At 61.0% G+C, this 23430-nt stretch carries 20 protein-coding genes; 9 read left to right on the top strand and 11 right to left on the bottom strand.

Translation table 11 applies throughout. The features are described 5' to 3' along the window. Positions 1-12: 12 nt before the first annotated feature. Positions 13-1227 (bottom strand): MFS transporter, encoded by a 1215-nt coding sequence (locus NYR97_RS02590; RefSeq protein ID WP_316696568.1) that lies wholly within the window; start codon positions 1225-1227, stop codon positions 13-15. Beyond that, a complete protein-coding gene (locus tag NYR97_RS02585) occupies positions 1224-2417 on the bottom strand; it encodes a serine hydrolase domain-containing protein (RefSeq protein ID WP_316696566.1) in 1194 nt (397 codons plus the stop codon). The genes NYR97_RS02590 and NYR97_RS02585 overlap by 4 nt, the downstream gene beginning before the upstream one ends. A gap of 113 nt (positions 2418-2530) precedes the next feature. On the opposite strand from NYR97_RS02585, the gene NYR97_RS02580 reads away from it, so the two are divergent. Together NYR97_RS02580 and NYR97_RS02575 are read left to right on the top strand one after the other, a co-directional pair. Further along, positions 2531-3448: a LysR family transcriptional regulator gene (locus NYR97_RS02580; RefSeq protein ID WP_316696564.1), complete on the top strand. Its 918-nt coding sequence runs from the start codon at positions 2531-2533 to the stop codon at positions 3446-3448. A 101-nt stretch (positions 3449-3549) separates the two neighbouring features. Then, on the top strand, positions 3550-3972 hold the full coding sequence (locus NYR97_RS02575; protein WP_316696562.1) for a YqaA family protein: 423 nt from the start codon (positions 3550-3552) through the stop codon (positions 3970-3972). A gap of 209 nt (positions 3973-4181) precedes the next feature. Here NYR97_RS02575 and NYR97_RS02570 read toward each other — a convergent pair whose 3' ends face one another. Next, the gene (locus NYR97_RS02570) at positions 4182-6428 is read right to left on the bottom strand and encodes a methyl-accepting chemotaxis protein (protein WP_210763034.1); all 2247 of its coding nucleotides are present in this window, start codon (positions 6426-6428) and stop codon (positions 4182-4184) included. A 466-nt stretch (positions 6429-6894) separates the two neighbouring features. Here NYR97_RS02570 and NYR97_RS02565 point away from each other — a divergent pair, with 466 nt between their 5' ends. After that, complete coding sequence (locus NYR97_RS02565; protein WP_308677045.1) at positions 6895-7167, top strand: hypothetical protein; 273 nt, start codon at positions 6895-6897, stop codon at positions 7165-7167. A 7-nt stretch (positions 7168-7174) separates the two neighbouring features. Here the strand turns inward: NYR97_RS02565 and NYR97_RS02560 are convergent, their stop codons facing one another. Continuing rightward, entirely contained in the window at positions 7175-7432 is a 258-nt protein-coding gene (locus NYR97_RS02560; protein WP_205393969.1) for a hypothetical protein, read from the bottom strand. Positions 7433-7596: 164 nt separating this feature from the next. Beyond that, entirely contained in the window at positions 7597-8706 is a 1110-nt protein-coding gene (locus NYR97_RS02555) for a PI-PLC domain-containing protein (protein ID WP_316696557.1), read from the bottom strand. A gap of 332 nt (positions 8707-9038) precedes the next feature. On the opposite strand from NYR97_RS02555, the gene NYR97_RS02550 reads away from it, so the two are divergent. Both NYR97_RS02550 and NYR97_RS02545 read left to right on the top strand, forming a co-directional pair. Next, positions 9039-9434, top strand: a complete 396-nt coding sequence (locus tag NYR97_RS02550; protein WP_205393971.1) for a hypothetical protein — start codon at positions 9039-9041, stop codon at positions 9432-9434. 88 nt (positions 9435-9522) lie between these two features. After that, positions 9523-9915: an H-NS histone family protein gene (locus tag NYR97_RS02545; RefSeq protein WP_205393972.1), complete on the top strand. Its 393-nt coding sequence runs from the start codon at positions 9523-9525 to the stop codon at positions 9913-9915. Positions 9916-10270: 355 nt separating this feature from the next. Here the strand turns inward: NYR97_RS02545 and glgX are convergent, their stop codons facing one another. Further along, complete coding sequence (glgX, locus tag NYR97_RS02540; RefSeq protein WP_316696555.1) at positions 10271-12403, bottom strand: glycogen debranching protein GlgX; 2133 nt, start codon at positions 12401-12403, stop codon at positions 10271-10273. 536 nt (positions 12404-12939) lie between these two features. On the opposite strand from glgX, the gene rimK reads away from it, so the two are divergent. The 4 genes from rimK to NYR97_RS02520 all read left to right on the top strand — a co-directional run bounded on the left by rimK (position 12940) and on the right by NYR97_RS02520 (position 16548). Further along, entirely contained in the window at positions 12940-13815 is an 876-nt protein-coding gene (gene rimK, locus NYR97_RS02535; RefSeq protein WP_458575838.1) for a 30S ribosomal protein S6--L-glutamate ligase, read from the top strand. Between the two features lie 224 nt (positions 13816-14039). Continuing rightward, complete coding sequence (locus NYR97_RS02530; protein ID WP_316696552.1) at positions 14040-14513, top strand: hypothetical protein; 474 nt, start codon at positions 14040-14042, stop codon at positions 14511-14513. A 30-nt stretch (positions 14514-14543) separates the two neighbouring features. Next, positions 14544-15221, top strand: coding sequence for a response regulator transcription factor (locus NYR97_RS02525; RefSeq protein WP_006448355.1), 678 nt, complete (start codon positions 14544-14546; stop codon positions 15219-15221). Then, positions 15214-16548, top strand: coding sequence for a sensor histidine kinase (locus NYR97_RS02520; protein WP_210763036.1), 1335 nt, complete (start codon positions 15214-15216; stop codon positions 16546-16548). Before NYR97_RS02525 ends, NYR97_RS02520 begins: the two co-directional genes overlap by 8 nt. Positions 16549-16696: 148 nt before the next feature. Here NYR97_RS02520 and NYR97_RS02515 read toward each other — a convergent pair whose 3' ends face one another. The 5 genes from NYR97_RS02515 to NYR97_RS02495 form a co-directional block, all read right to left on the bottom strand. Further along, positions 16697-17188: a GNAT family N-acetyltransferase gene (locus tag NYR97_RS02515; protein WP_316696548.1), complete on the bottom strand. Its 492-nt coding sequence runs from the start codon at positions 17186-17188 to the stop codon at positions 16697-16699. Next, positions 17185-17475: a type II toxin-antitoxin system TacA family antitoxin gene (locus tag NYR97_RS02510; protein WP_316696546.1), complete on the bottom strand. Its 291-nt coding sequence runs from the start codon at positions 17473-17475 to the stop codon at positions 17185-17187. The genes NYR97_RS02515 and NYR97_RS02510 overlap by 4 nt, the downstream gene beginning before the upstream one ends. Before the next feature lie 74 nt (positions 17476-17549). Beyond that, a complete protein-coding gene (locus NYR97_RS02505; protein ID WP_316696544.1) occupies positions 17550-17951 on the bottom strand; it encodes a SymE family type I addiction module toxin in 402 nt (133 codons plus the stop codon). Positions 17952-18382: 431 nt separating this feature from the next. Further along, a complete protein-coding gene (locus NYR97_RS02500) occupies positions 18383-18835 on the bottom strand; it encodes a hypothetical protein (protein WP_316696542.1) in 453 nt (150 codons plus the stop codon). 4 nt (positions 18836-18839) lie between these two features. Then, positions 18840-23201 (bottom strand): RHS repeat-associated core domain-containing protein, encoded by a 4362-nt coding sequence (locus NYR97_RS02495; RefSeq protein ID WP_425613059.1) that lies wholly within the window; start codon positions 23199-23201, stop codon positions 18840-18842. Positions 23202-23430: the final 229 nt, after the last annotated feature.

Genomic DNA, 23430 nt, shown 5'->3' with positions numbered 1-23430 from the left:
TACTTCCAGCGTTTATGCCTGTCTTCCGACGGTAGCCGGCCGCGACACGTCGCTTTCATCGTTTGATGCCGCAAAGCCATGCCGCTTGGCCATCCACGTCACCATCAGCGTTGCGGCAAGCAGCACCAGCAACGCAGGCGGGAACGCTCCAACGCCGAGCTGGTCGAGCAGCACGCCTCCGAGAAGGCCGCCGCTGGCGATGGCGGTATTCCATGCGGTCACCAACATGGATTGAGCCACATCGGCCTCGTCTCCCGCCGATTTGGCGAGCGCTGTCTGAAACAACGTCGCGCTGCCGCCGAAGGCAAGCCCCCAGACGCCGACCGCGATGTAGACGATCGTGGGAGACGTGCCGGCCAGGCCCAGTGCCAATGCCGCCGCACAGAACAGCAGCGTGCTGGTCAGCGTCAGAGCGCGTAGATGGCGGTCGATCAGTACGCCCACGATCCAGATGCCGATCAGCGAGGCGCCACCGAAGACCAGCAACACCAGATCGGTGCGTTGCGCCATGCCGGCCTCCGCCAGGAACGAGGCGATGTAGGTGTAGAGAATGTTGTGAGCCAACACGAAAGCCAGCACCACCAACAGCACCGGCCGAATGCCGGGCAACCTCAACACGTGCGCCAGACGTTGCTGCTTGCCTTGCGCCTGCCCTGCGAAATCCGGCACCTGCAGGCGCACCCACAGCATCAGGATCACAGCCAAGACGCTCATGATGCCGAAGCACACACGCCAGCTCACCAGGCTGCCAAGGAACGCGCCGGCCGGCACGCCCAGCGACAACGCCAGCGGTGTGCCAACCATGGCGATCGCGATGGCGCTGCCTTTCTGATGTTCGGGCACCATGCGCGCGGCATAGCCGGCCAGCAACGCCCACAACAATCCGGCCGAGACGCCTGCCAGAAAGCGCACCACCATCGTCAGCGCATAGCTGCTGGACAGCGTGGTGATCGTGTTGGCGATGGCGAAGCCGGCGATGGCCGCCAGCAGCAGCGGGCGACGGGCAATGCCCTGGGTGGCGATCGTCAATAGTATCGCTGCCAACAAGGAACCGAGGGCATAGAGGGTGACGGTCTGACCGACCCAGGCTTCGGAGACCGCTAAGCCATCTGCCATCTGCGGCAGCAGACCCGCCGGCAGGGCCTCGGTGAGGATGGTGACAAAGGCGGCCATGGCAAGCGCGAGCAAGGGTGCCAGTGGCAGGCGGCCTTTCGCAGTCGAGCTCATTGCCTTGCTTCCAGGCAGGCATACACCGCATCGCGCAGATCGGTGACGAAGCTGCCCGACATGCCTTCGTATAAGGTGTTGGTGAAGGCGACCACGCTCAGGCCTAGCGCCCTGTCAACGAACCACGAGTGGCCATATGCGCCACCCCAGCGCCAGGTGCCCACCGATTCCGGCGATGCGGCGAGCGCGGGGTCGCGCAAGACCGAGAACCCCAGCCCGAAGCCAAGCCCTGGCAGATCCTGCAGCGCAGCGCCTCCGGTCTGATCGCTCGCCATCTCCTCGATCAACGGGCTAGGCAGCAGCTCGCCATTGCCATCGCGCAATGTTTCGAGCAGACCCAGAAAATCCTCGGCGGTGCCCACCATGCCGGCGCCGCCAGAGGCAAATGCCTGCGGATCGAAGATGCGGGCGGGGCTGTAACGGATGCCGATCGCACCTTCGAAGGCCGAGACGGTTTCTGCTTCTGCCAGGCGATGCGGCTGTGGCGCTGCATTGACATAGGCGGTCGCCACACGCTGCGTTTCGGAGGTGACGAAATCGGTGTCCGCCATGCCCAGCGGTCCGGTCACCAACGCGCGCACCGCCTCGTTCAACGGGGCGCCGTACACACGCGCAATCAACGTACCCAGCACGTCGGTTGCCAGCGAGTAGCCCCAGGCCGTGCCCGGCGCATAAAGCAGCGGCACGCTGGCAATGCGGCGCAGGTTTTCTTCCAGGGTGATGTCAGCGGCATCCATGCCGTCGGAGACGCCTGCGACTGCATAAGGACCATTGGCGTCTGCTTCAAGAAAGCGATAGCCAAGGCCGGCGGTATGGCTGAGCAGTTGACGCGCCGTGATGCATGCGGGAAGGCCATCGGCCAGCCGTGGCTGGAACTCGGGCAGCCAGCGATCGACGCCTGCATCCAGATCCAGGCGCCCTTGCGCGACCAGCACCAGCGCGGCGGTTGAAATGATGGGTTTGCTGACCGATGACAACCGAAAGAGCGCATCCACACGCATTGCGCGACGGCTTTCCCGGTCTGCCCAGCCAGCGGCCTGTCGGTGGATCAGCTCCCCATTGCGGGCGACCAGGACGACCGCTCCCACCAGCCGTCGATCGTCCAGGGCGTGCTGAACGACCGTCTGGATGTTGCTGGCCAGCAGTGCGGGCGGCCTGGCGATGCGCGGCGTAGAGAGCAGTGTTGTCATGAGCGTGGTCGGTCGAGAGACAGTGCAGGCAGCGTAGACAGCCTTCGATTAAAGAAAAACTGGGGTAGAGTTCCGCGTTGTGCGGAACCAAGCATCCGCAATGGAGGAGCGTGGTGGAGAGCCTGAGCGGGTTCGTGGTGTTCGTGCAGGTTGCCGAAACGCGCAGCTTCGTCGCGGCTGGCCGCTTGTTGGGCGTGTCGGCGTCTGCGGTCGGCAAGCGCGTGGTGCGGTTGGAGGAAAAACTCGGCGTGCGGCTGTTTCATCGCAGCACGCGCAGCGTCACGCTGACAGCCGAAGGCACGTTGTTCCTGGAGCGTAGCCGCCGCATCCTCGCCGAGATCGAAGCAGCGCAACTGGAGCTTTCGCAAGCCACCGCCGCGCCGCGCGGGCGCTTGCGGGTGAGCCTGCCGCTGGTCAGTGCGTTGGTATTGCCGGTGCTGGGTGACTTCATGCGCCACTATCCCGAGATCGAACTGGATCTGGATTTCAGCGACCGGATGGTCGACGTGATCGAGGAAGGGTTCGATGCGGTGGTGAGAACCGGCGAGCCGAGCGATTCGCGCCTTTCGGCCAGGCGTCTCGGTGGCTTCCAGATGATGCTGGTGGCGGCGCCCGAGTATCTCGCGCAGCGCGGCACTCCGCGTGTGCCGGTCGATCTGCTGCAGCATGCCTGCCTGCATTACCGTTATCCCAACTCGGGAAAACTGGAAGCCTGGCCACTGCATACGCGGCGCAACAGCGGCGAACTGGTACTTCCCACCTCGATGATCTGCAACAACATCGAAACGCGGGTGTGCTTCGCAGTGCAAGGACTGGGAATAGCCTGCCTGCCGGATTTCGCTATCCGCGACCTGCTGGCAGACGGGCGCCTGCTTCCCGTGTTGGCCGAGCACGTGCGGCGCAGCGGCGCGTTCCACGTGCTTTGGCCGGCAAGCAAGCATTCTTCGCCGAAGGTGCGGGCGTTTGTCGACTTTCTGTGCGCCAGAGTGTTTCCTGACGACCAGAGCAAGCGGCGAAAGCCGGTCAAGTGATAACGCCGCGCCATGTCGCATTGGCGTTTATCGTCGCGCAGATGTTGCGCCGGATGCATCGCCCGACTTTCTGCACCATCACAACACGCGCAACGTAGCCAATGACGTATCTCTCGCTTCTCGCGCTTGCGCTTATCGCAGCCACCTTGCTCCCTGCGCAGTCGGAGACGGCATTGGTGGCGCTGCTGTTGCGCGGCGATTCTGCGTTGGGGCTCGTGGCTGCTGCGAGCATCGGCAACGTGCTCGGCTCGCTGATCAACTGGTGGCTTGGGCGCGAGGTGTTGCGCTTTCAGGCAAAGCGCTGGTTTCCGATCAAAGCGGCTGCATTGCTGCGCGCCCAGGCGTGGTATGGAAAATACGGCAAATGGTCGCTGCTGCTGAGCTGGATGCCGATCATCGGCGACCCGTTGACACTTGCGGCGGGCGTCATGCGCGAGCCGCTGCGCGTGTTCCTGCCGCTGGTTGCGATCGCCAAGACCACCCGGTACGCCTTGCTCGCATGGGCGACGCTGAGTATTGCGTAGACAGCGCAACATTCGGGCATCGAGCGGCTCGCCAGCGCGTTATGAATTTAAGCGTGGGGCGATTACGTAGACGCTCGGTCGCCTACCAGTTGGGAGCGCGTCCAATGAAGACGATCAGGCGCATGGACAACCTGCACGTACATGTCTGGACGTGCCTTGATGAGGCAAAAAAAACCCGGCATTGCCGGGTCTTTGAATGCGATCGAGGCTTAGAATTCCTGCCAGTTACTCCCGTCACCGGAGGCAGTGGCAGCCAGTTTCTTCGGTGCAGACGCTTGGCGGGTAGCGGCTTTGACCGGTGCTACTGTTCGGCCGCTGACCAGGCTGGGCTTTGATGATGCGGTTGGTGCCGAACGCGCGCTGTGCGTGCTCGTCTGCGCAATCTTGAACACCGCAACCGCTTCGGTGAGCTGACCGGCCTGTTCTTCCATCGAGCGGGCGGCTGCGGTGGCTTCTTCCACCAGTGCCGCATTTTGTTGGGTGGTCTCATCCATTTGCGTGACCGTGATGTTGACCTGCTCGATGCCGACCGACTGTTCCTGCGAGGCTGCAGAGATCTCACCCATGATGTCGGTTACGCGCTGCACGCTGGCCACAAGCTCGGCCATGGTGTTGCCGGCGGTGTGCACCAGCGTGGAGCCTTCGGTAACGCGCTGTACCGAGTCGTCGATCAAGCCCTTGATCTCCTTCGCAGCTGCGGTTGAGCGCTGAGCGAGCGTGCGCACTTCCGAGGCGACCACGGCAAAGCCACGGCCCTGTTCGCCGGCGCGTGCGGCTTCCACCGCCGCGTTCAGCGCCAGGATATTGGTCTGGAACGAAATGCCGTCGATGACGCTGATGATGTCGGCGATCTTCTTGGACGAAGCTTCGATGCCGGCCATGGTGCCCACGACCTTGCTCACGATCTCGCCGCCTTGCGAGGCCACGCTTGCCGCACCGATCGCCAGCTGATTGGCCTGGCGTGCATGCTCGGCGTTCTGGCGAACGGTGGAGGTGAGCTCTTCCATCGAGGCGGCGGTTTCTTCCAGGTTGGCCGCCTGCTGCTCGGTACGGTGCGACAGGTCCTGATTGCCGGCGGCGATTTCGCTGGCAGCCGAATTGATGGAGATTGCCGAGTGCTGGATGCGTCCGACGATTTCCGCCAGCTGCGTGGCGGTGGTATTGGCGTCGTCACGCATCTGCGCGAACACGCCCTTGAACTCGCCGCTCATGCGCGCCGTGAGGTCGCCTGCGGCGATGGACTGCAGCAGTGCAGACAGCGATTGCAGGTTGCCGTCTGCGGTGGACATCAAGTCATTGAGGCTGGTGACCATGGCGCGGAAATCATGCTGGAAGCGCTCGGTGTCGCCACGCACGCTGAAGTCCCCGGCTGCCGCTGCCGAAGCCAGGCGGCTGATTTCCTGATTGATCGCCTGCAGATTCTGTTTGACCTGATTCATCGTCTCGGTGACAACCGCCTTCTCGCCCGGTAGCCGATCCATCTCATCGGACAGGTCGCCGATGGCGTAGCGTCCGATGATCTGTGTCAGGCGCATCGTCATGGCGATATGCGAACTGGCCAGGGCGTTGGCATCGCGCACCATGTGACCGAACTCGCCAGGAAATGCATTTTCGTCCATGCGGTAGCTGATCTCGCCGGCATCGTGCCGGCGTGCCATTTCCAGCTGGGCGGCGATGACGCCTTGCAGGCGATCGCGGATGCGATAGACCGCACTGGCCAACTGCACGGTTTCGTCCTTGCCGGTGACCTTGATATCGACATCGAGCACGCCGCGCGACAACTGCTCGACGGCGGCAACTGCCCGCTGGATCGAGCGTGAAATCGCGTTCCCCAGTAGCATCGCGATGCTCACGCCGGCCAGCGCGATCAACCCCAACGCGATCGCCGACAAGGTAATGGCGCGCGTGTTGGTGGCCTGTTGCTGCTGATAGCGCAGCTTGGCAGAGGCGGCCAGTTCGTCACGCAAGGTGGCAAGCCCGGCAAAGGTGGCGTTGGCGTTGTCCTTGACCTGGGTCCGATTGACTTCGGCGCCACCTGCGATATCGCCTGCTTCGATCAACTCGATCTGGCGCTGCATCCCCGCTTGCATCAGCGCATAGCTTGCCGTGATCTTTTGCAGCTGGGCGGTGTGCTCGGCTTCCTGGCTCAGCAACTGCTTGAGTTCCACGATGCTGGCCGCGACTTGCGTGAAGCGCGTTTGGTTTTCCTGCTTCCATTGCGTGATCAGCTCGGGCGTGCCGATGGCGATCATGCGCAGGATGTTGATATCCACCCGGGTCAGCTGACCGTCGATGCTGCTGGCAAGCGCAGAGCCGGTGAAGTCGCGATTGTAGAGCGTGCCGACATTGTTCTTGGAGGTGTGCAGGCTGTTCAGCAGGAACAGACACAGCAGGATGCTCGGAATCAGCGTTCCCAACAATGCCAATATAAATTTGCTCTTGATCGTGGGTAGCATGCTGTGACCTGGGGAAGAAGCGGAGGAGTGGGAGGAGCCGGCGAGTGACTGGCCTGCCCGAGCAACCTGAGGCGTTGTTGCCAACGTCGACCGGCTTGCCTGGTTCGCTAGCGCTTGCCGGGGTGTCTCAATCCGTTATCGGCAGATTTCACGAAATCTTGACTCGATGACAAGCTCAGTCATTCGCTCCGTCAGGCCGGGCATCGGTTTTAGTGGCGGCAAGTTCGCAGCTGAGATCTTTCATCGAGTCGAAAGCCGTCTCGACTTCAAGTGAAAGCCGATCTTGCCAACGCACTGTCGGCAGCGCTCGGTGATGAAAAAGGAGTCGCTTGAGAGGTTCGCTCAAAACCTCCGCCATACGGTTCAGTAATGTCTTGGCGAATCTTGCGCGCAGCCGGTACAAACCCGTGCATTGCGGATAGCCTGTGCATCTTGAAAAGGATCGCGTGCGGAAATGACGGAGCAGTTGACCGAGCAATGGATGACGGCAGTGACCGATGCGCTGAGCGAATTGCAGGCATCAAGAGTCGCGCAAGGGGCGATGCTGGAAGCCATGCTTGCTTCGCATCCCGAACCGGCCTTGCTCAGACTGTGCTGGGATCGCCTGGCGGCATCGCTGATTGCCACAGTGGCGCAACGCAAAGCGTCGTCGACAGTGGAAAAACCCATCGAGTCGCACACGTTGGAGCAACTCGCCTTCTGGAACGAGCGGCTCACCCGATGCTTCCCGCCTGCTTAGGCGGCGGCTACTGCAAGTCGGCCCTGATCGAGGCATGCGCATCGAAGCGCACGTGCCCATCGCTGGAGACCTCGCATATCGCCATCCACTGCCTGGCGTGATCATGCGCGGCGATGCGGTCGGCGAACGCATCGCCCGGCACACGGTATCGCTGCAAGGTGATGCCGCCGGATTTGCTGAGCAGCAGTTCAGCCGAAAACTGCCCCTGGCCGGGCGTGACATGCGCGGTGAGCTGATAGTCGCCCACGTGCCGAATCGATGACATTCCCAATCGTGATCCTCCTTGACCTTGGTTGATTGGCGCTTTTGGCGTCCATGCCTGCGGGCCGACGCCGATGGTCCATCAGCCCGCAGGCCGCCGATTCTGCCAGAAAACCACGCGCATCGCTGTCAGGAACCACGAGCGGGGCCGTAAGGGAATTCCTTCACTTACAACAACGGCACCCGCTTGGCGAAGCGCTGCGCGCCGACCAATGCCCAGGCGTGGTCGCTGATCTTGTCGGTCGCGATCACGCAACAACCGCTGTCGAGACAGTCGTTCCAGTTGTCTTCGCTATTGGCTAGATACGCACGGATGATGACCTCGCGTCTGCCGACGCAGGCCTTGAATGTCTTCATCCATTGATCGCGATCAGAATGGAAGATGTGGAAGTTGAAAAAGACCCGGTGAGGATCCGAGGGATTCTCGTCGGCATCGGTGTCTTTGTCGGCGAAGCACAGCCGCGATTTCGGCGCGGTCTCCGCATAGGTCTGCTTGTCCTGCTTGTTGCCGGTCACGCAGACAAGAAACGTGTTCTTCAAGTCTTCAATGAAGGGCCAGCCATTGCTTTCGGCGCCAAGTGCCAGCGTCTCTTGTGACCCCATCAGTTCGCCAGGTGTATAGATGCGCGGCAGCCTGTCCTTGAGATACGCATCCAGTCGATCAGGGAAGTCTTTGGTCGCAGTGTGTTTGAGGTCCAGGTGCAAGGTGATCACGTCGTGGCCGTCATTCTCTTTCGACCACACCGCCAGGTCGCTCAAAAAGCCGGAGAGCTGACGGTAGTGCTTATCGTAGGAACCCTTGTGGCCAACCGACCAATCCAGGCCATCGTCGGATTGGGCGATATCCAGTTCCAACCCGCCACACCCGCAGTCGTAGTGATTTTTCGGGTTCCAGGTGATCTGCTCGCGCAAGGTTTCGTCGCGCTGATAACTGTTGTGCGAGGCCTTCATGGAGACGTCGTTGTAACGCAACCGGCCGGTGCTCACATCCACCAGGGTGACGTCGATCCGTCTCAGATCCTCGTCGCCGGGCGAGCTGCGATGGCCAACTGCCGCTATCTGCAGAGTGGCCGTTTTCGATGTGCCGGCCAGGCCGCTGCCGTCCTGCGGGTCCTTGATGCTGTTGATGTTGAGCGTCGCGATGACAGTGGAGGTCGCGCTATCGATGAGGTCGATGTCCAACTCGCCATGGTGGGCGGTCTTGGCCTTCACGGTATAGGTCTGTTTCGAGTCTGCTTCGATGGTTTTGCCATCGATGGAGTCGCCGTCGCCTTCCACCCAGTAATTCCGGGTGACGTGGGTCACGATCGTGTAGCTGGAGCGGTTGTCGATTGTGACCGTGGCCGGGCTGGACATGGGAATCTCCACCGTGACGCTGGGACGGTCGACTCTACGCATGAATCGGCCCCGATGTCGGGTACTGGCTTTTGGTATCGCTCGCTAGAAGACGCCTGTTTAGGCAGACATCGAAATGACATCGATTGCAGAAAGTGATTGCCTGAAAAACCCCGATGGCACGCTTCGTGATTTCCTTGCGCATGGTCAGGAACCTCCTGATTGAGCGCATCGCCGATGGTGGTCATAGTTGTGGCCATGATCGAGCGAGCACCATGACCACGACACATCCTCAACTCATCGGCGCACTTCTCAAGGGCATGCGCCGCGCCGAGTCCGCACACGCCGCATCGGTTGCTTACAGCGCAGGGACCGCCAGGCAGATGAATAGCGGCTACGGCACGCCGGCCGATGCGGGCAGGGTGCTGGAGATGTTTGCACTCGACCCGGAACAGATTCGAGAGCTGGGCCTGGTGGGGGTGGAGGAGCTGGGCGAGACGGTGCGCCACGCGTGGTCGATCAATGCCGGGGAGCCGGAGCGGGTGATGCAGTGGTTTTCCGCGCCCAGGGTCGAGTTCGTGGGCAAGCACTGCAGCGAGTTGATCCGCGCCGGGCGGATCGGGCCGGTGCTGAGCATGGCCCGGGAGCATGCCCTGCTGCGCCCTCGCTGACCGCTTCCAGACTCGCGTAGGCCACAGCGCTTTACGCTAGCCGGCGCAACGGCAATACTCGTTGATCCGCCCAACCTCAGTTTTGCCAATGCGCCAGGTTCCGCCTGCTTCACCCTCCGCCGCCGCCAAAGCCCAATTGCTGGAAGAGCTGCGTAAGCTCGAACAGGAAGAAGCCCAGCTGAAATATGCCCAGACGCTGGAAGCCTTCGACCAGGTCGTCGAAGTGCTGACCCGGTTTGGTGGCCGCTTCAACGCAAAACAGAAAAGCCAGATCGCGTCCCTCGCAATGACCGGCAAGTCCAAAGGCCCGCTATCGTCCACCGGCGAAGTCGTGGCCAAGTACTGGATTCCGCATTCCGGCGAGACCTGGTCCGGACGTGGCCGTACCCCGCGCGCCTTCAAGGCCTGGGAAGGCACCAGTTCGTACAAGGAATGGAAAGCCAATCATCCGGACAAGCGGTTTCCGCTCTATCCAGGTTGAAGCTCTGTTCCAGTTTGAGCGCTGCTTGGTTTGTCTGTTTATTCGATAAAAGCTTTTGTTAGCCATTGCGATGATTGGTTAAAGTTTGCTGCGCCAATCTTTAGCTGCTTTGTTTAAAAGTGTCCAAAGAGAGCGGATCGCCGATATTCTCGCATGCCTTGATCAGCTTTCCGTCACCGTATCAGCGGGGCTGAGAATGGCTAACAAAACGTAGCAGCAGGTTTGTTGGCCGCTCTGAACGTCCGCCATTTTGATCCAGGCATCTTTGATATAGTGGGTTTTTGAAGCGCACAAAAAAGCTCGCTGTCTGCCAGATATCAGCAGACAGCGAGCGTGTGACACCGCTTGAACAACGTTACTGGTCGCTCTTGCACTCGAATACCGACACGCTGCGTGGCGGAGCCAGGAACTCGCTCGCGCCGGCCGGCATCATGTCCACTTCCAACGCTTCGTCGGTGGAGAGCACCAGCTTCCAGTGCACGGGTTCATCGGACGAGGGCAGGGTGAAGGTCACCCCTTCGTGGTAAGCATTGATGACGATCAGCAAGGTGTCGTCGTTGGCCAGTTCCTTGACGCCCGAGGTCTGCGCCTTGCCTTCCAGCAGCAGGCCCACCGAGCGCGCACCGGCATCGGTCCAATGCGCGTCGTCCATCTCGGTGCCGCCGGGATTGAGCCAGGTCAGATCGCGCAGGCCGGCCTCTTCGTTGTACTGGCCGTTGAGAAAGCGACCGCGCGACAGGATCGGGTAGCGCTTGCGCAAGCCGGTGAGCGCCTTGACGAATTCTGTCAAACGGCCATCGGTCGGGTCGTTTTCCCAATCCAGCCAGGTGATCTCGTTGTCCTGGCAATAGGTGTTGTTGTTGCCGCCTTGCGACTGTGCGCGCTCGTCGCCGCTCAGCAGCATCGGCGTGCCTTGCGAAAGCAGCAAGGTGGCGAGTAGGTTTTTCATCTGCCGCTCGCGAATCTGCAGTATCTCGGCGTTGTCGGTATCGCCTTCTTCGCCGTAGTTGCATGAGCCATCGTTGGACGAACCGTCCCGATTGTCCTCGCCGTTGGCGATGTTGTGCTTCTCGTTGTAGCTCACCAGATCGCGCAGGGTGAAACCGTCATGCGCGGTGATGAAGTTGACCGCCGCCCATGGGCGGCGACCGCGCCGATCGAACAGATCGGCCGAGCCGGTAAAGCGGGTGGCAAACTCGGCGAGCGTGCCTTCTTCGCCCTTCCAGAACTCGCGCGCATTGTCGCGGAACTTGTCGTTCCACTCCGACCAACCCGGTGGGAAATGACCCACCTGATAGCCACCGGGGCCGCAATCCCACGGCTCGGCAATCAACTTCACTTCCGTCAGCAGCGGATCCTGGTTGCAGGCATCCAGGAAGCCGCCACGCTGATCGAAACCGCTCGGCTCGCGCCCCAGGATGGTGGCCAGGTCGAAGCGGAATCCATCCACATGCATCTCGCCGGCCCAGTAGCGCAGCGAGTCGTTGACCATCTGGATTACCCGCGAATTGCTCAGATTCAGCGTGTTGCCGGTGCCGGTATCGTTGATGTAGTAGCGCTTGTCTTCGGCAAGCCGGTAATAACTGGCATTGTCGATGCCCTTGAACGACAGCGTCGGGCCCAGCTCGCTGCCTTCGGCGGTGTGGTTGTAGACCACGTCCAGAATCACTTCCAGGCCCTGCTTGTGCATGGCCTTGACCATGTCGCGGAATTCGTCGCGGTGGCCGCTGGAGAGATAACGCGACTTCAGCGCAAAAAAGCCGATGGTGTTGTAGCCCCAGTAGTTGCGCAGGTCCTTGTCCAGCAGATGCTGGTCGTCCAGATACGCATGCACCGGCAACAGCTCGACGGCGGTGACGCCCAGCTCCTTGATGTACTGCAGCACCTGCGGCTGCGCCAGGCCGGCAAACGTGCCGCGCACCGCTTCCGGCACCTGCGGATTGCGCATGGTGTAGCCGCGCACGTGGGTCTCGTAGATCACCGTCTCGTTCCACGGCTTGAGCAAACGCGCGTCGTCTTCCCAGTCGTAGGTGTCTTCGACCACCACGCACTTGGGCATGAAGGGCGCACTGTCGCGCTCGTCGAAGCTCAGGTCGCCATCCGGGTGACCCACGGTGTAGCCGTAGAGTTCGTCCGCCCAGACCAGATCGCCGTCCAGCTCGCGCGCATAGGGATCCATCAGCAACTTGTTGTGGTTGAAGCGATGCCCCTCGGTCGGCTCGTACGGGCCATGCACGCGGTAGCCGTAGCGCTGGCCCGGTTTGACGTCGGGCAGATAGCCGTGCCAGATCTCGTTGGTGTATTCGGGCAGATCGACCCGCGTCTCGGTGCCTTGTTCGTCGAACAGGCACAGCTCCACGCGCGTGGCATGCGCGGAAAACAGCGCGAAATTGGTGCCTGTTCCATCGAAGAGCGTGCCACGCGGGAACGGGCGCCCCTCGCGGATGCGGGAGGGGTTGGCATAGGCCGCGCTTGCTGGACGTCGCATTGAGAGTCTCGGGTGCGCCGGCATGCCGGCATTAGGGGACTCAAGCATTGCGGTTTTGCCTGTGCAAAACGCGTCACGGCCGCAGGGGGACGGCGTGAGGGCGGCATGCGGCAGTCGCTGCGCTCGCCTGATCACTGCGCAGCGCGGCTATACCTGGGCGTGCCCACGCAACGCTGTGCCGACTGGGTCGAGCAGCACTGGCGTCGGTGCTGGTTGGCGCATTCGGCACAGACATAGGCACAGATAAGGCGCATGCGCGCAGCATCTAGCGCAACGCATGTGCGCATTGCTTGAGCGTCGCGCGGCCGCCCTGCTAGCATCCAGGCCATTGAGGTTGCGCAACACCCGCGCCGCTTCAATCGCGTTGCCTGGCAGCTTTCGCCTTTCCCTCCTCGGGGCCGTCGCACACCAGTTGGATCGAAGCGTGCAGGGCAGGGTTGCAGCCCGCACGCGCGATCGACCGGCAGACGTACGGACTTGGGTCACTTCGTCACTAGACTCCGACCATGTCCAGGCCGCGCCGCGCACCCTCCGCGATGAAAATCGCCATCCTTTCCCGCAACAGCAAGCTGTATTCGACCCGCCGGCTCATCGAGGCCGGGCGCAAGCGTGGGCACACCGTGCGCATCCTCGACCCGCTGCGCTGTTACATGCGCATTGCCGCCGATGGCTTCAGCCTGCACTACAAGGGCAAGCCGATCACCGGCTTCGACGCGGTTATCCCGCGCATCGGCGCCTCGGTCACGCGCTATGCCACCGCAGTGCTGCGCCAGCTCGAATTCATGGGCAGCTACACGCCCAATCCTTCGGACGCCATCCTGCGCTCGCGCGACAAGCTGCGCGCGCATCAACTGCTGGCCGCCCAGGGCATCGACATGCCGGTGACCGTGTTCGGCGACAACCCGGACGACACCCAGGACCTGCTGTCCATGCTCGGCCCGCCGCCGCACGTGGTGAAATTGAACGAAGGCACCCAGGGCGCCGGGGTGATCCTCACCGAGAAGGCCAGCGCCTCGCGCGGCGTGGTCGAGGCCTTGCGCGGGCTGTACGCCAACTTCATCGTGCAGGAATTCATCGGCGAGGCCGAGGGCGCCGACCTGCGTTGCTTCGTGGTCGGCGACCGGGTGGTCGCCTCCATGCGCCGCCAGGCTGCCGAGGGCGACTTCCGCTCCAACCTGCACCTGGGCGGCACTGCCGCCGTGGCCGAAGCCACGCCGCAGGAGCAGGAGGTCGCGGTGCGCTCTGCGCGCGCCCTGGGCCTGGCGGTGGCCGGCGTAGACCTGATCCGCGCCAATCGCGGCCCGCTGGTGCTGGAGGTCAATTCCACCCCCGGCCTGGAAGGCGTGGAAGGCGTCTGTGGCGTGGATGTGGCCGCCGCGATCATTGAGTACCTGGAGCAGACGGCCCGTTGATGGGGGATTTAACATTTTTATCGAAAAAATAACGAAACCGTAATCCTTGCCCCGCTAGCCTCTCCCGACCGTAGCTCCGCTCTCGGCAGTGACGGTGATCGGGATGCATTTTTGGCCCGGGTGCCTAGCGGCACCTGGGCCTTTTTGTAATGGCTTGCTTGCCCCGCTCGTGGATTCGCGTCACAGTCCGGAAATGTTAAAAGTCAAAACGACAAGGAATCGACATGTCCATGCGCAACCTTCTGAATTCTGCAGCACTGATGTCTTTAGTCTTCACCGCACAAGCAGCGACGTCTGCAAGCTTAGATGTTAGAAAACCCTTCGCCGAGCAAGCGGCGCAGGTGCGCACGGAATTAAGCAGTGGTGCGAAGTACTCCGAGATCAGTCAGGAAGATCGCGCTAAAGTGCTAAGTGCCCTTACTCGCATCGAAATTGCAGTCGCCGAGCACAGCGATGTAGAGAAGCTGCCGCTGGACCGAAAGGTGGCGATTTACAACGAGCAGGAGTTAGTCAACACAATTCTGACCAAAGCGGGTGAGGAGAGTCGTTTAATTTGCCTGCGCGAAAAGGCGACAGGCTCTCATCGCAGCAGCACGGTCTGCCAAACCGTCGCTGAGCGTCGTCGCTCCCGAGACCAAGGTGAGCGCGATTTGACTACGGCTCAGCGTGTGCCAAAGATTATCGATCCAAACCGCTAGTTCTCCCGACTTTCGAGCATTGAGGCTTAAGTGCGCATTCTAGTAATTGAAGACAACAGCGATATCGCCGCCAACCTGGGCGACTATCTGGAAGACCGTGGCCACACGGTGGATTTCGCCGCCGACGGCGTCACCGGCCTGCATCTGGCCGTGGTGCATGAGTTCGACGCCATCGTGCTCGACCTCAACCTGCCCGGCATGGACGGCATCGAAGTGTGTCGCAAGCTGCGCAACGAAGCGCGCAAGCAGACGCCGGTGCTGATGCTCACCGCGCGCGATTCGCTGGACAACAAGTTGGCCGGCTTCGACTCCGGCGCCGACGACTATTTGATCAAGCCGTTCGCGCTGCAGGAAGTGGAAGTGCGGCTCAACGCGTTGTCGCGTCGCGGCAAGGGCGTGCACACCCGCGTGCTGGAAACCGGCGACCTGGAATACAACCTGGACACGCTGGAAGTGCGCCGCCGCGGCAAGCTGTTGCAGCTCAACCCCACCGCGTTGAAGATCCTGCAATCGCTGATGGAAGCTTCGCCGGCCGTGGTCACCCGCCAGGAGCTGGAGACCCGCGTCTGGGGCGAAGAACTGCCCGATTCGGACTCGCTGCGCGTGCATATCCACGGCTTGCGCGCGGTGGTCGACAAGCCGTTCGACGTGCCGATGATCCAGACCCGTCACGGCATCGGTTATCGCATCGCCTCGCCCGATGCCTGAAAGCAATAACGGCGCGCGGCCCGCCCGCAGGCGTGGCCGCTACCGGCGGCGCCTGCGCAGCCGCATCATTCTGTCGTTCGTGCTGTTGGGCTTCTGCCTGACCACACTGTTCGCCTTCGCCACCAACTGGGCGCGCTCGCGCGTGGAAAACCAGTTGGTCGAAGATGTGATGAACCGCAATATCGACGCCTTCGCGCAGCGTTTCTATTCCGACCCGTTGCGTAACCCCGATCTGCCGGTGCAGCAGATGCGTGGGCGGGTGGTCAAAAGCGACAAATTCGAAGCGCTGCGCCTGGAGCAGCCCGAGTGGTACCAGCTGCCCGACGGCATCCACACCATCTCCGGTGTGGACGAGGGCGGCAACGCGTATTCGTACAAACTGGCGGTGCGCAAGACGCCGAGCGAGTGGTTTTTCCTCGCCTACGACATGACCCAGACCCTCAAGGGCGAGATCCAGCTCAAGCGCACCCTGATGCTCTCGGTGCTTGTTTTCAGCGGGTTTTCGTTGGTGATCGGCTGGTGGTCTGCGTCCAAGGTGATGCGCCCGGTGTCCGATCTGGCCGCGCGCCTGCGTGCCTACCGTGGCGGCACCAGCGAGCCCAAGCCGTTGGCCGCGCACTTCCCCGATGACGAAGTGGGCCAGCTCGCAGAAGCCCTGGACGATTACTCTGCCCGCCTAACAGAAGTGGTGCAGCGCGACCGCGAATTCAACGCCGACGTCAGCCACGAACTGCGCACCCCGCTGGCGGTGATCCGCGGCGCCACCGAACTGCTGCTCAGCAAGCCCAATCTCGACGAAAAGATGCTGCAACGCCTGCAACGCATCCAGCGCGCCGAACTGCAATGCAGCGACCTGATCGGCTCGTTGCTGCTGCTCTCGCGCAACGAGCGCGGGCAGGGCAGCAGCAATGTCGCCAAGGTGGCCGAACAACTGATCGATGCGCACCGCGCCCAACTCGGCGGCAAACCGCTGGAACTGCTGCTGGAAGGCGAGCGCGATCTGGTCATCGACGCGCCCGAATCCGCCTTGTCGGTGGCGCTGGGCAACCTGATCGGCAACGCAGTCAAGTACACCCAGGACGGCCAGGTACGCGTGCGCGTGCGCGGCGACTGTGTGGAAGTGATCGACTCCGGCCCCGGCCTGAGCGAAGAGGACGCCGCCAAACTGTTCCAGCGCGGCTACCGCGGCACCCACGCCGGCCACTCGCAAGGCGGCGGCATCGGCCTATCGATCGTCAGCCGGCTATGCGACTTGTACGGCTGGCGCGTCAGCGTGCGCCCAGGCCAGGAGCGCGGCGTCATCGCAACACTGGCATTCCATCGCTAACCAACCACGCGCGCTTTTGTAGGAGCGCACTCGTGCGCGAGGGCTTTACCGGCAAAGCTTCACCCGGCGATTGGTGGCAGTTCTGGAATCATGAAGCGCACCACCGTCCGCGACGGTCTCCCACCTTCTACCGCGTCCCTCGACCAGATCACAGACTGGCTTTCAGGTCTTCCAGCGTGACGACCAGCAGCATGGGATCCAGCGGGGAAGGTTCGAAGCCGATGCGCTCGTAAAACGCCTTGGCGTCCGCCGAGAGTGCATGCACGAGCAGCCCGCGAATGCCGATGATGTCGGCCGCATGCAGGATGCGCTTGCCAGCATCCTGCACAAGGGCGCGGCCAAACCCTCTGCCGTGCAGGGATTGGTCGACAGCTAGCCTGCCAAGCACCACCACGGGGATCGGGTCCGGCATGTTGCGACGGAAGCGGCCGGGCGTCGCGTCCACGGCGACCGCACTCGAGGCCAAGGCGTAATAGGCCACCACGCGTTCATCCGCGCAGGCAACGAAGGTCCGTGACGCACCGGTCGCCTGATTTTTCAGGGCGCGGCGCTTGAGCCAGTGGTCCAGGCTCTCCACGCCCGATGCGAACGGTTCGACCCGGTGATGCGCTGTCAGCGGTTCCGGCGCCGATACCGTCATGCCTTCTCCCAAGGAGCGGGCGTCTGCATCGTCTTGCGCAGGCGCGCGTTCGGCTGCGGCGGCATGTCCAGCCGTACCAGAAAGGCGGCGTAGGCGTCCGGGCTGGCCGCGATAAGGGTCTGGTCCAGCAAGGCTTCCTCGGCAGCCGAGCGCGCCGCGTCCAGCACGAAATCGGTGCGGTTCTTCCCGCGCGCCTTGGCGGCCCGGTCGATCAGGTTGCGTTCCTCGGGCTTGATGCGGAGATTCAAGGTTTCGCGCTTGCCGGGCGTAGTGTTGGGTGTGGACATGCGTTGGCTCCTGCTAGTCGGCGCAGTGTAGCGCCTCCGTAATGTCGATGTCATTACGGTGATGTGTCACTCGTTCATTGCGAGGGTGCGCGCTCCACCGTCACCACCAACTCGCCCTCACGCGCGGTGATCTGCAGCTTGCAGCCAACCGCAAACCCCAACTGCTCCAGCCACAGCCCGCGCAAGCGCACGCTGGGAATCCGCTGGCTGTGCGGCCGGCCCGGCTCCGCCTCGTAGAACGCATAACCCACCGTGCAGCGCGTGGGCGTGCGCGCCTTGCGGGGTGGGCGCGGCGGCAGATCGTCCACGCGGCGCCTGGGGCGATGGTCGAAGTCGAGGTTGTCCACATCGAACGTGGGCGATGGAACCAGCCGCACGGGCTGTGCATCGATCGCGCGCTCAGTCTGCTTGGCGATAGCGGTGCGTTTGGCATCCGGCTTGGACCGCTTTGAGGTTGGAGACCGCGCCCGGCTCATCGCCTCACCTCCGCCAGCACCATGGAGCGACGATGCTCACTCACCTGCAAGATCGATACATTTGCCATGACAACGCCTCCTTCGAAGAACAGGCACCGTCGCCGGCCGGCGACGGGATGTCGGGAGGTTAGAAACCGCTCATAGCCGGCGGGCGTATTCCTCCCGAAGGAGTGTTGTATTAGCCGCCCTCCCGACGCAGGCATCGCGTCGGTTTGCACCTGCGAACAGGCACAAAAAACCCACCAGTTTGACGGAGGTGGGTACCGCTATGAGAGGAGTTTCTACGCTCCTTGAGGTGAAGGGTGCTACTGGTTGATTGGAAAGTCAACTGTCTTTATACGAGGTGTTCCACTCTATCAGTAGCTTCACAGGCTTGTGCCATCTCTCGGAGAATTTTATCGCTCGGGATATCTGGCGCGCGGAACAAGTAGTCACTTCTCATCGGGCAATGTTAATGGCAGGGGCGGAACTTTAATTGGATTTATATTATTTGTTGTAGTGCTTTCTACTGGGACTTTGAGATGAATTGATTTTATTTTGCTTTTTCTAGCTGAAAGGCTGACATTTCTGAGTTTGCCCTTGCACTCGTCTCCCTGCGAGTTAATTCCACTAAATGTGCGAAATCTGAAGTTAATTAAAAATTCTCCTTTGGAATTCGTTTTGGAAATTGCAGGGCCTGCAGCTTCGCCGTTTTCAGTCCACGCAACGCCGACTAAAGCATCGGCAGCTATGCTTCCATCCTCATTAATGATTGATCCCGCAATAGTATAGTATTTATCAAGGCATTTTGCTAATCCGGGGGTTGCAAAAAGCGCCATTAAAATACATGCAGCTATTCTAATGATAAATAAAATTTCTGCTGGCTTTTGCTGTGTGGTTTTCATTTATTTATTTTTTGTACTTTGCAAAGTTTCCGCCGCAGCCAAAGCACTTTTGTTCTATATATTCTGAGCGCGTTTCATTTGCGCCACGTCCTCCGGCCCAGTTTCGCCCCAGATGATTTGCCTCGTGGGCGAGCGTGGCTGCAAGTTCACAGGTGCTATTAAAGGCGAGTGGGCCGATTTGGATTGTGCTGTCTTGGAATTGCGGTGCATAGCCTAGGCCTGCCATGAGGCCTGGATTATAAACTACAGTCATAGTATTTAGTTTTTCAAGTATGTGCTCACGGTCCGAGCTGTTCATGAAGTAATCTTCCAATCCCTCATAGCACTGGCCCATATCGCACCTGCGTATTTTTTCACGGGCATCAGCTAGGGCTAGCAAAACTTGAGTCTGTCGTGGAACGCTGAAGCCAACAAGGTGCGCTAGACCCGTAGGGTCGACATTAACGTGAGGGGATGAGCCGACGTATGAATATGTGGAAGGTCCGGCCTCATGTCCAATCGGATCACTCTGTCCATATCGCCCAGTCGCCGCCTCATAATCCCGGAAGTAGTTCTGATTCAATCCGCTCGCCGCATCAAACCGCTGCCCCGGGAAGCGCAGATCCAACACCAACGCCGCACCATCGCCATCAGGATCCTGATTCGGCGCGGTGTTGCCGAAGGCTTCGCCCTTCAAGCTCCACGTCCACACCGCCATATCGCGGGTTGGATCGATCACCACGCGTGGGCTGCCCAGGTGATCGGGTTCGATGTAGTGCAGCGTGTTTGTATTGGCCAGCAGGCCGACCGGTAGATCGTCCAGCCAGATTGCCTGCTGCTTGGGTACGCCATTGGTGTCGTAATCGCCCAGCCAGTGGCCGGCTTCGTCATAGAGCGTGTAGGTGTTGGTGGTGCCGAGGAAGCGGCGCACCTGTTCGCCACGGCCGTTGTAGCGGTAGTTCATGGTCACCGCGCCGGCGCGGCGGGCCTGGGTCATGCGGCCGGTGGTGTCGTAGGTGTACTGGCGCGCGGTGCCGCCGATGGCGGTGGTGTTGCCGGTGGTGTCGTAGGTGCGGGCGACGCCGGCCACTGCGCTGAGGCGATGGCTATCGGTTGGATACGTATAGATCTGCGTGGTGGCGCCGACCTTGGCGCTGAGGCGGTTGCCGGTGGCGTCGTAGCTGTAGCCGTCGATCAGCGTGCCGGTGCGGCCGTCCTTGAGGCCGGTGAGGCGGCCCAGGGTGTCGTAGCCCAGGCCGATCTCCGGCGCGGGATTGCCGGCGGGGGTCAGTGCGGTGAGATTGCCGGCCGGGTCGAAGCCGAAGCCGACTTCCAGCCCGCCCGGGCGGGTGTCCTGGATTGCCTGCGGGCGGTAGTCCAGATCGTAGCGGCGGGCGAGGGTGCGGCCATTGCCGTAGGTCCAACCGGCGGCCGGGCCGAACGGGTAGTAGCTGGCGTTGCCCAGCAACACCTGCCGGCTGCCGCCGGCCGGGGTCACGCCGACCTCAGTGGTCTGGCCCTGCGCGTTGCGCACGTAATCGACCACCGCCCCATCGGGATAGGTCATGCGCCGCAACTGCCCGCCGACGGTGTAGTCGTAGCGCAGCACCAGAGCCTTGCCGTTGCTGGTTTGCACCTTGCGCACCAGATCGCCGAAGCGGTTGTAGCAGTACTGGGTGATGGCGCCGCCGTCCTGCATCTTGGTCAGGCGACCGATGGAGAAGGTCTCCCCGCTCGCGCAGGCCGTCTGCGTCACGTCGTAGGTATAGCTGACGTTGAGGCTGGTGGTGGGGTAGGTGACCTTGATCAGGCGATTGAGCGCGTCGTAGCCGTAAGCGGTGGTATTGCCGCGCGCGTCGGTCTGGGTGGCGCGGTTGCCGGCGCTGTCGTAGGTGTAGCTGGTGACGCCGGTATCCGGGCTGGTGAGCTTCACCAGATCGCCGAAGCCGTTGTACTCGTACCTGGTGTCCAGGCCCTTGGGGTCGGTGACCTTGGTGAGGTTGTCCAGCGCGTCGTAGTCGAAGGTGGTGCCCGCCTTGATGCCGGCGACATCCTGCAGCGTGCGCGACAGGCGGTTGAGCGGGTCGTACTCGCTCTGGGTGGCGGTGCCCAACGCATCGGTCACGGCGGTGGTGTTGCCATTGGCGTCGTAGCCGAAGTCGGTGGGGTCGCCCACGGCGGTGGCCTGGGTCTTGAGCTGGCCGAGCTGGTTGTAGACACGCGAGAGCGTGCGCTTCAACGTACCGGCCGCGTCCTTGGTGTCTTCCTTGATGCGGTTGCCGGCATTGTCCAGCGTGTAGTGGACGGTGTTGCCCGCGTTATCGGCGATATCAGTCAGCCGATGCGCCGCATCATAAGTAAAGGCTGTGAATGCGCCATCGGGCTGGGTGACCTGCTTGACCAGGCCGGTGGGCCAGTAGTCGATGCGAGTGATGCGGTCATCGGCCTCGCTGGACGCATCGCTTCCACGCACCTTGGTGGCAGTCAGCCAACCGCGTGGGTGATAGGTGTAGTCGGTGACGATGCTGTTGGTGTCCCTGATGGATAGCGGGCGGCCTGCGCCGTCGTAGGCGAGGTATTCGGTTGTCTGGCCGAGGGTGTTGGTGATTTTCCATAGGTCACCTTTGCGGTGAAGGCATGTGCCACCAAGCGAACCGCAACCGACATCATCAGTATCGAAGTAGGTGTACCGAACGGCAGGTCCGCGCGCGATGGTCTGACGCAATAATCCCTCCTGCGGACATCCCGTTTGCCCGGATGCATCGCAGTACTGATAGGTTGTTTGCCTCACGCCCGGAGGCGCCGACGATTGACTGCCGCATTCATATACCGATGGTTGCGCAATCGCAGGATCGTAGCGGCACGATGACAGGATCAACCCTAGCGCGTTGTATGTCGATGTTTCGGCGCTGACTGTGCTAGACGATGAAATAATGTTGCGACTGACAATACGGTTACTAGTATTACGCGTCACCTCAGTTGTTCTCAGTTGTCCGGCCTGCGAAGACAAGGTCTCACGGACCAATAACCCGGAATCTGTGGTGTCTATGAAGTCCCGGTACGTTGAAACGCCGTTACGATCCGTACCTCCTCTAGGCCTTCCTCGTTCATCGAAGATGGAACTAAGCGAGCCGCGAGAGTTGGTAATCCCTGTCACTTGCGGGAAGGGTCCAGGAGATAGGGTGTAGGTCGACACCTCGCCAAGAGGGCCTGTCACGGTTGCTGGCCCTGCAGCGGCGTACGCGATGACTGTCTTGGCCACCAAGTTCGAGCCAGCATGCAGCATGCTGCTGCTCACGTTTCCTTGGGGGTCGTAGCGGAACGTCGCATAGCGAATATCGTTATCAAAAATGCCGGTGAGAAGATGGCCAATACCACTTGGTGCAAGGTCGGGCTCGTCGTATCGATAGGATCTAGACGATCCATCCTGATAGATCACTTTGGCCAGATTCTTACTCTGATCGTACTCGTACGATACGCTTGTGCCGTCATCCAGAGCCACGCGCTGGAGCAGCCCTTGTCCATTATAGGAAAAGCGTAACGCTCTCCCAGCCCCGTCTAGAGCCACTGCCAGACGGCCACGGCTATACGATAGGGCTACGTTGTAGATTGGACCTGATGGTGAAAATATTTCCTGCAGGTCGCCGATTGAAGAATATGTGCGCCGTTCGCCACTTCCCTTGGTTAAAATCCATGAGCCGTCATCCAGCCAGCGCAGCTGATCGGTTGCATCTTGATCCCCTCGGTAAATGCGGCTGCCCGCTGAGGTAAATGTTTGCAAATACCCTTTTTCGTTGAATAATTGGGGTCGGTTGGTGTTTCCGTTGTAGTTTAGTTTTTCTAGAAATGTGTGACCCCAGCCAAGCCCGATGGAGCTTGAAATTTGAATTTCTTGAAGGGAATGATAAAATCGGCTAAATTCACGGCCTGCAAAGCTGAGGTCCGGCTCAGTGAGCATCTTGTCCCCGGTGGCAGGGAAGCAAGGGTTTTCATTGGCCGGGCAAGAGCTGGTTTGCTTAGGGCCAATAGGATCAATTTTTGCAATTTGATGTACTGGCTTTCCCGCAGTGCAAAGATAGGGCCACTCAGCGACGGCGTCTGGGTTTCCTGATGTATTAAAGGCGGGATTGAATCCTGAGATTGCCCAGTATCCCCCCGGACAAACAAAGGTTTGCAACTTTAATAGCCAGAATTCGCCAGGTTCTGATTTCCCCCAGCCTGGGCAATGCGTGTCGTATTTCAAATATCGGTCTTGTGGTGTGGCGAATTGTAGTAAGCCAACAGGACCTTGTTGTTTCGAGGAAACGAATGGCTCTCCATAAATTCCCTCAATTCGATAATTGGTAAAAGAGCAGTTTGGATATGTGCTCTGCCAACGCGCTTTCATACTCTCGATCGCTTCTTCTTCCTTGGCGCAGCGATTAGGGTAGTTCGGATCACCCGCCGGCTGGCAAAAGCCTGCGGAAGCTTCGTTGTCCCATCCTCCAATTGAGTAGTTTGGTGGATTGAATTTTTCCGGTGGCTGATCCGGCGCAAGGTATAGAAGGTGAATCGAGGAGTTTGGCGGAGGGGACGCAACTTCAGTCCCACTTCTCTCTAGGAATTTTCCATATGCA

Origin of the sequence: Xanthomonas hydrangeae, assembly GCF_032697525.1 — a bacterium.
In the GTDB taxonomy this organism is placed as follows: domain Bacteria; phylum Pseudomonadota; class Gammaproteobacteria; order Xanthomonadales; family Xanthomonadaceae; genus Xanthomonas; species Xanthomonas hydrangeae.
This window is presented reverse-complemented; position numbering and strand designations above follow the sequence as displayed.

Bases quoted from the DNA above. Each gene is read 5' to 3' on its own strand.
- NYR97_RS02590 (WP_316696568.1), bottom strand. From the start codon at position 1,227: ATGAGCTCGACTGCGAAAGGCCGCCTGCCACTGGCACCCTTGCTCGCG.
- NYR97_RS02585 (WP_316696566.1), bottom strand. From the start codon at position 2,417: ATGACAACACTGCTCTCTACGCCGCGCATCGCCAGGCCGCCCGCACTG.
- NYR97_RS02575 (WP_316696562.1), top strand. From the start codon at position 3,550: ATGACGTATCTCTCGCTTCTCGCGCTTGCGCTTATCGCAGCCACCTTG.
- NYR97_RS02570 (WP_210763034.1), bottom strand. From the start codon at position 6,428: ATGCTACCCACGATCAAGAGCAAATTTATATTGGCATTGTTGGGAACG.
- NYR97_RS02560 (WP_205393969.1), bottom strand. From the start codon at position 7,432: ATGTCATCGATTCGGCACGTGGGCGACTATCAGCTCACCGCGCATGTC.
- NYR97_RS02550 (WP_205393971.1), top strand. From the start codon at position 9,039: ATGACCACGACACATCCTCAACTCATCGGCGCACTTCTCAAGGGCATG.
- NYR97_RS02545 (WP_205393972.1), top strand. From the start codon at position 9,523: ATGCGCCAGGTTCCGCCTGCTTCACCCTCCGCCGCCGCCAAAGCCCAA.
- glgX (WP_316696555.1), bottom strand. From the start codon at position 12,403: ATGCGACGTCCAGCAAGCGCGGCCTATGCCAACCCCTCCCGCATCCGC.
- rimK (WP_458575838.1), top strand. From the start codon at position 12,940: ATGAAAATCGCCATCCTTTCCCGCAACAGCAAGCTGTATTCGACCCGC.
- NYR97_RS02530 (WP_316696552.1), top strand. From the start codon at position 14,040: ATGTCCATGCGCAACCTTCTGAATTCTGCAGCACTGATGTCTTTAGTC.
- NYR97_RS02520 (WP_210763036.1), top strand. From the start codon at position 15,214: ATGCCTGAAAGCAATAACGGCGCGCGGCCCGCCCGCAGGCGTGGCCGC.
- NYR97_RS02515 (WP_316696548.1), bottom strand. From the start codon at position 17,188: ATGACGGTATCGGCGCCGGAACCGCTGACAGCGCATCACCGGGTCGAA.
- NYR97_RS02510 (WP_316696546.1), bottom strand. From the start codon at position 17,475: ATGTCCACACCCAACACTACGCCCGGCAAGCGCGAAACCTTGAATCTC.
- NYR97_RS02505 (WP_316696544.1), bottom strand. From the start codon at position 17,951: ATGAGCCGGGCGCGGTCTCCAACCTCAAAGCGGTCCAAGCCGGATGCC.
- NYR97_RS02500 (WP_316696542.1), bottom strand. From the start codon at position 18,835: ATGAAAACCACACAGCAAAAGCCAGCAGAAATTTTATTTATCATTAGA.
- NYR97_RS02495 (WP_425613059.1), bottom strand. From the start codon at position 23,201: ATGAAAGCGCGTTGGCAGAGCACATATCCAAACTGCTCTTTTACCAAT.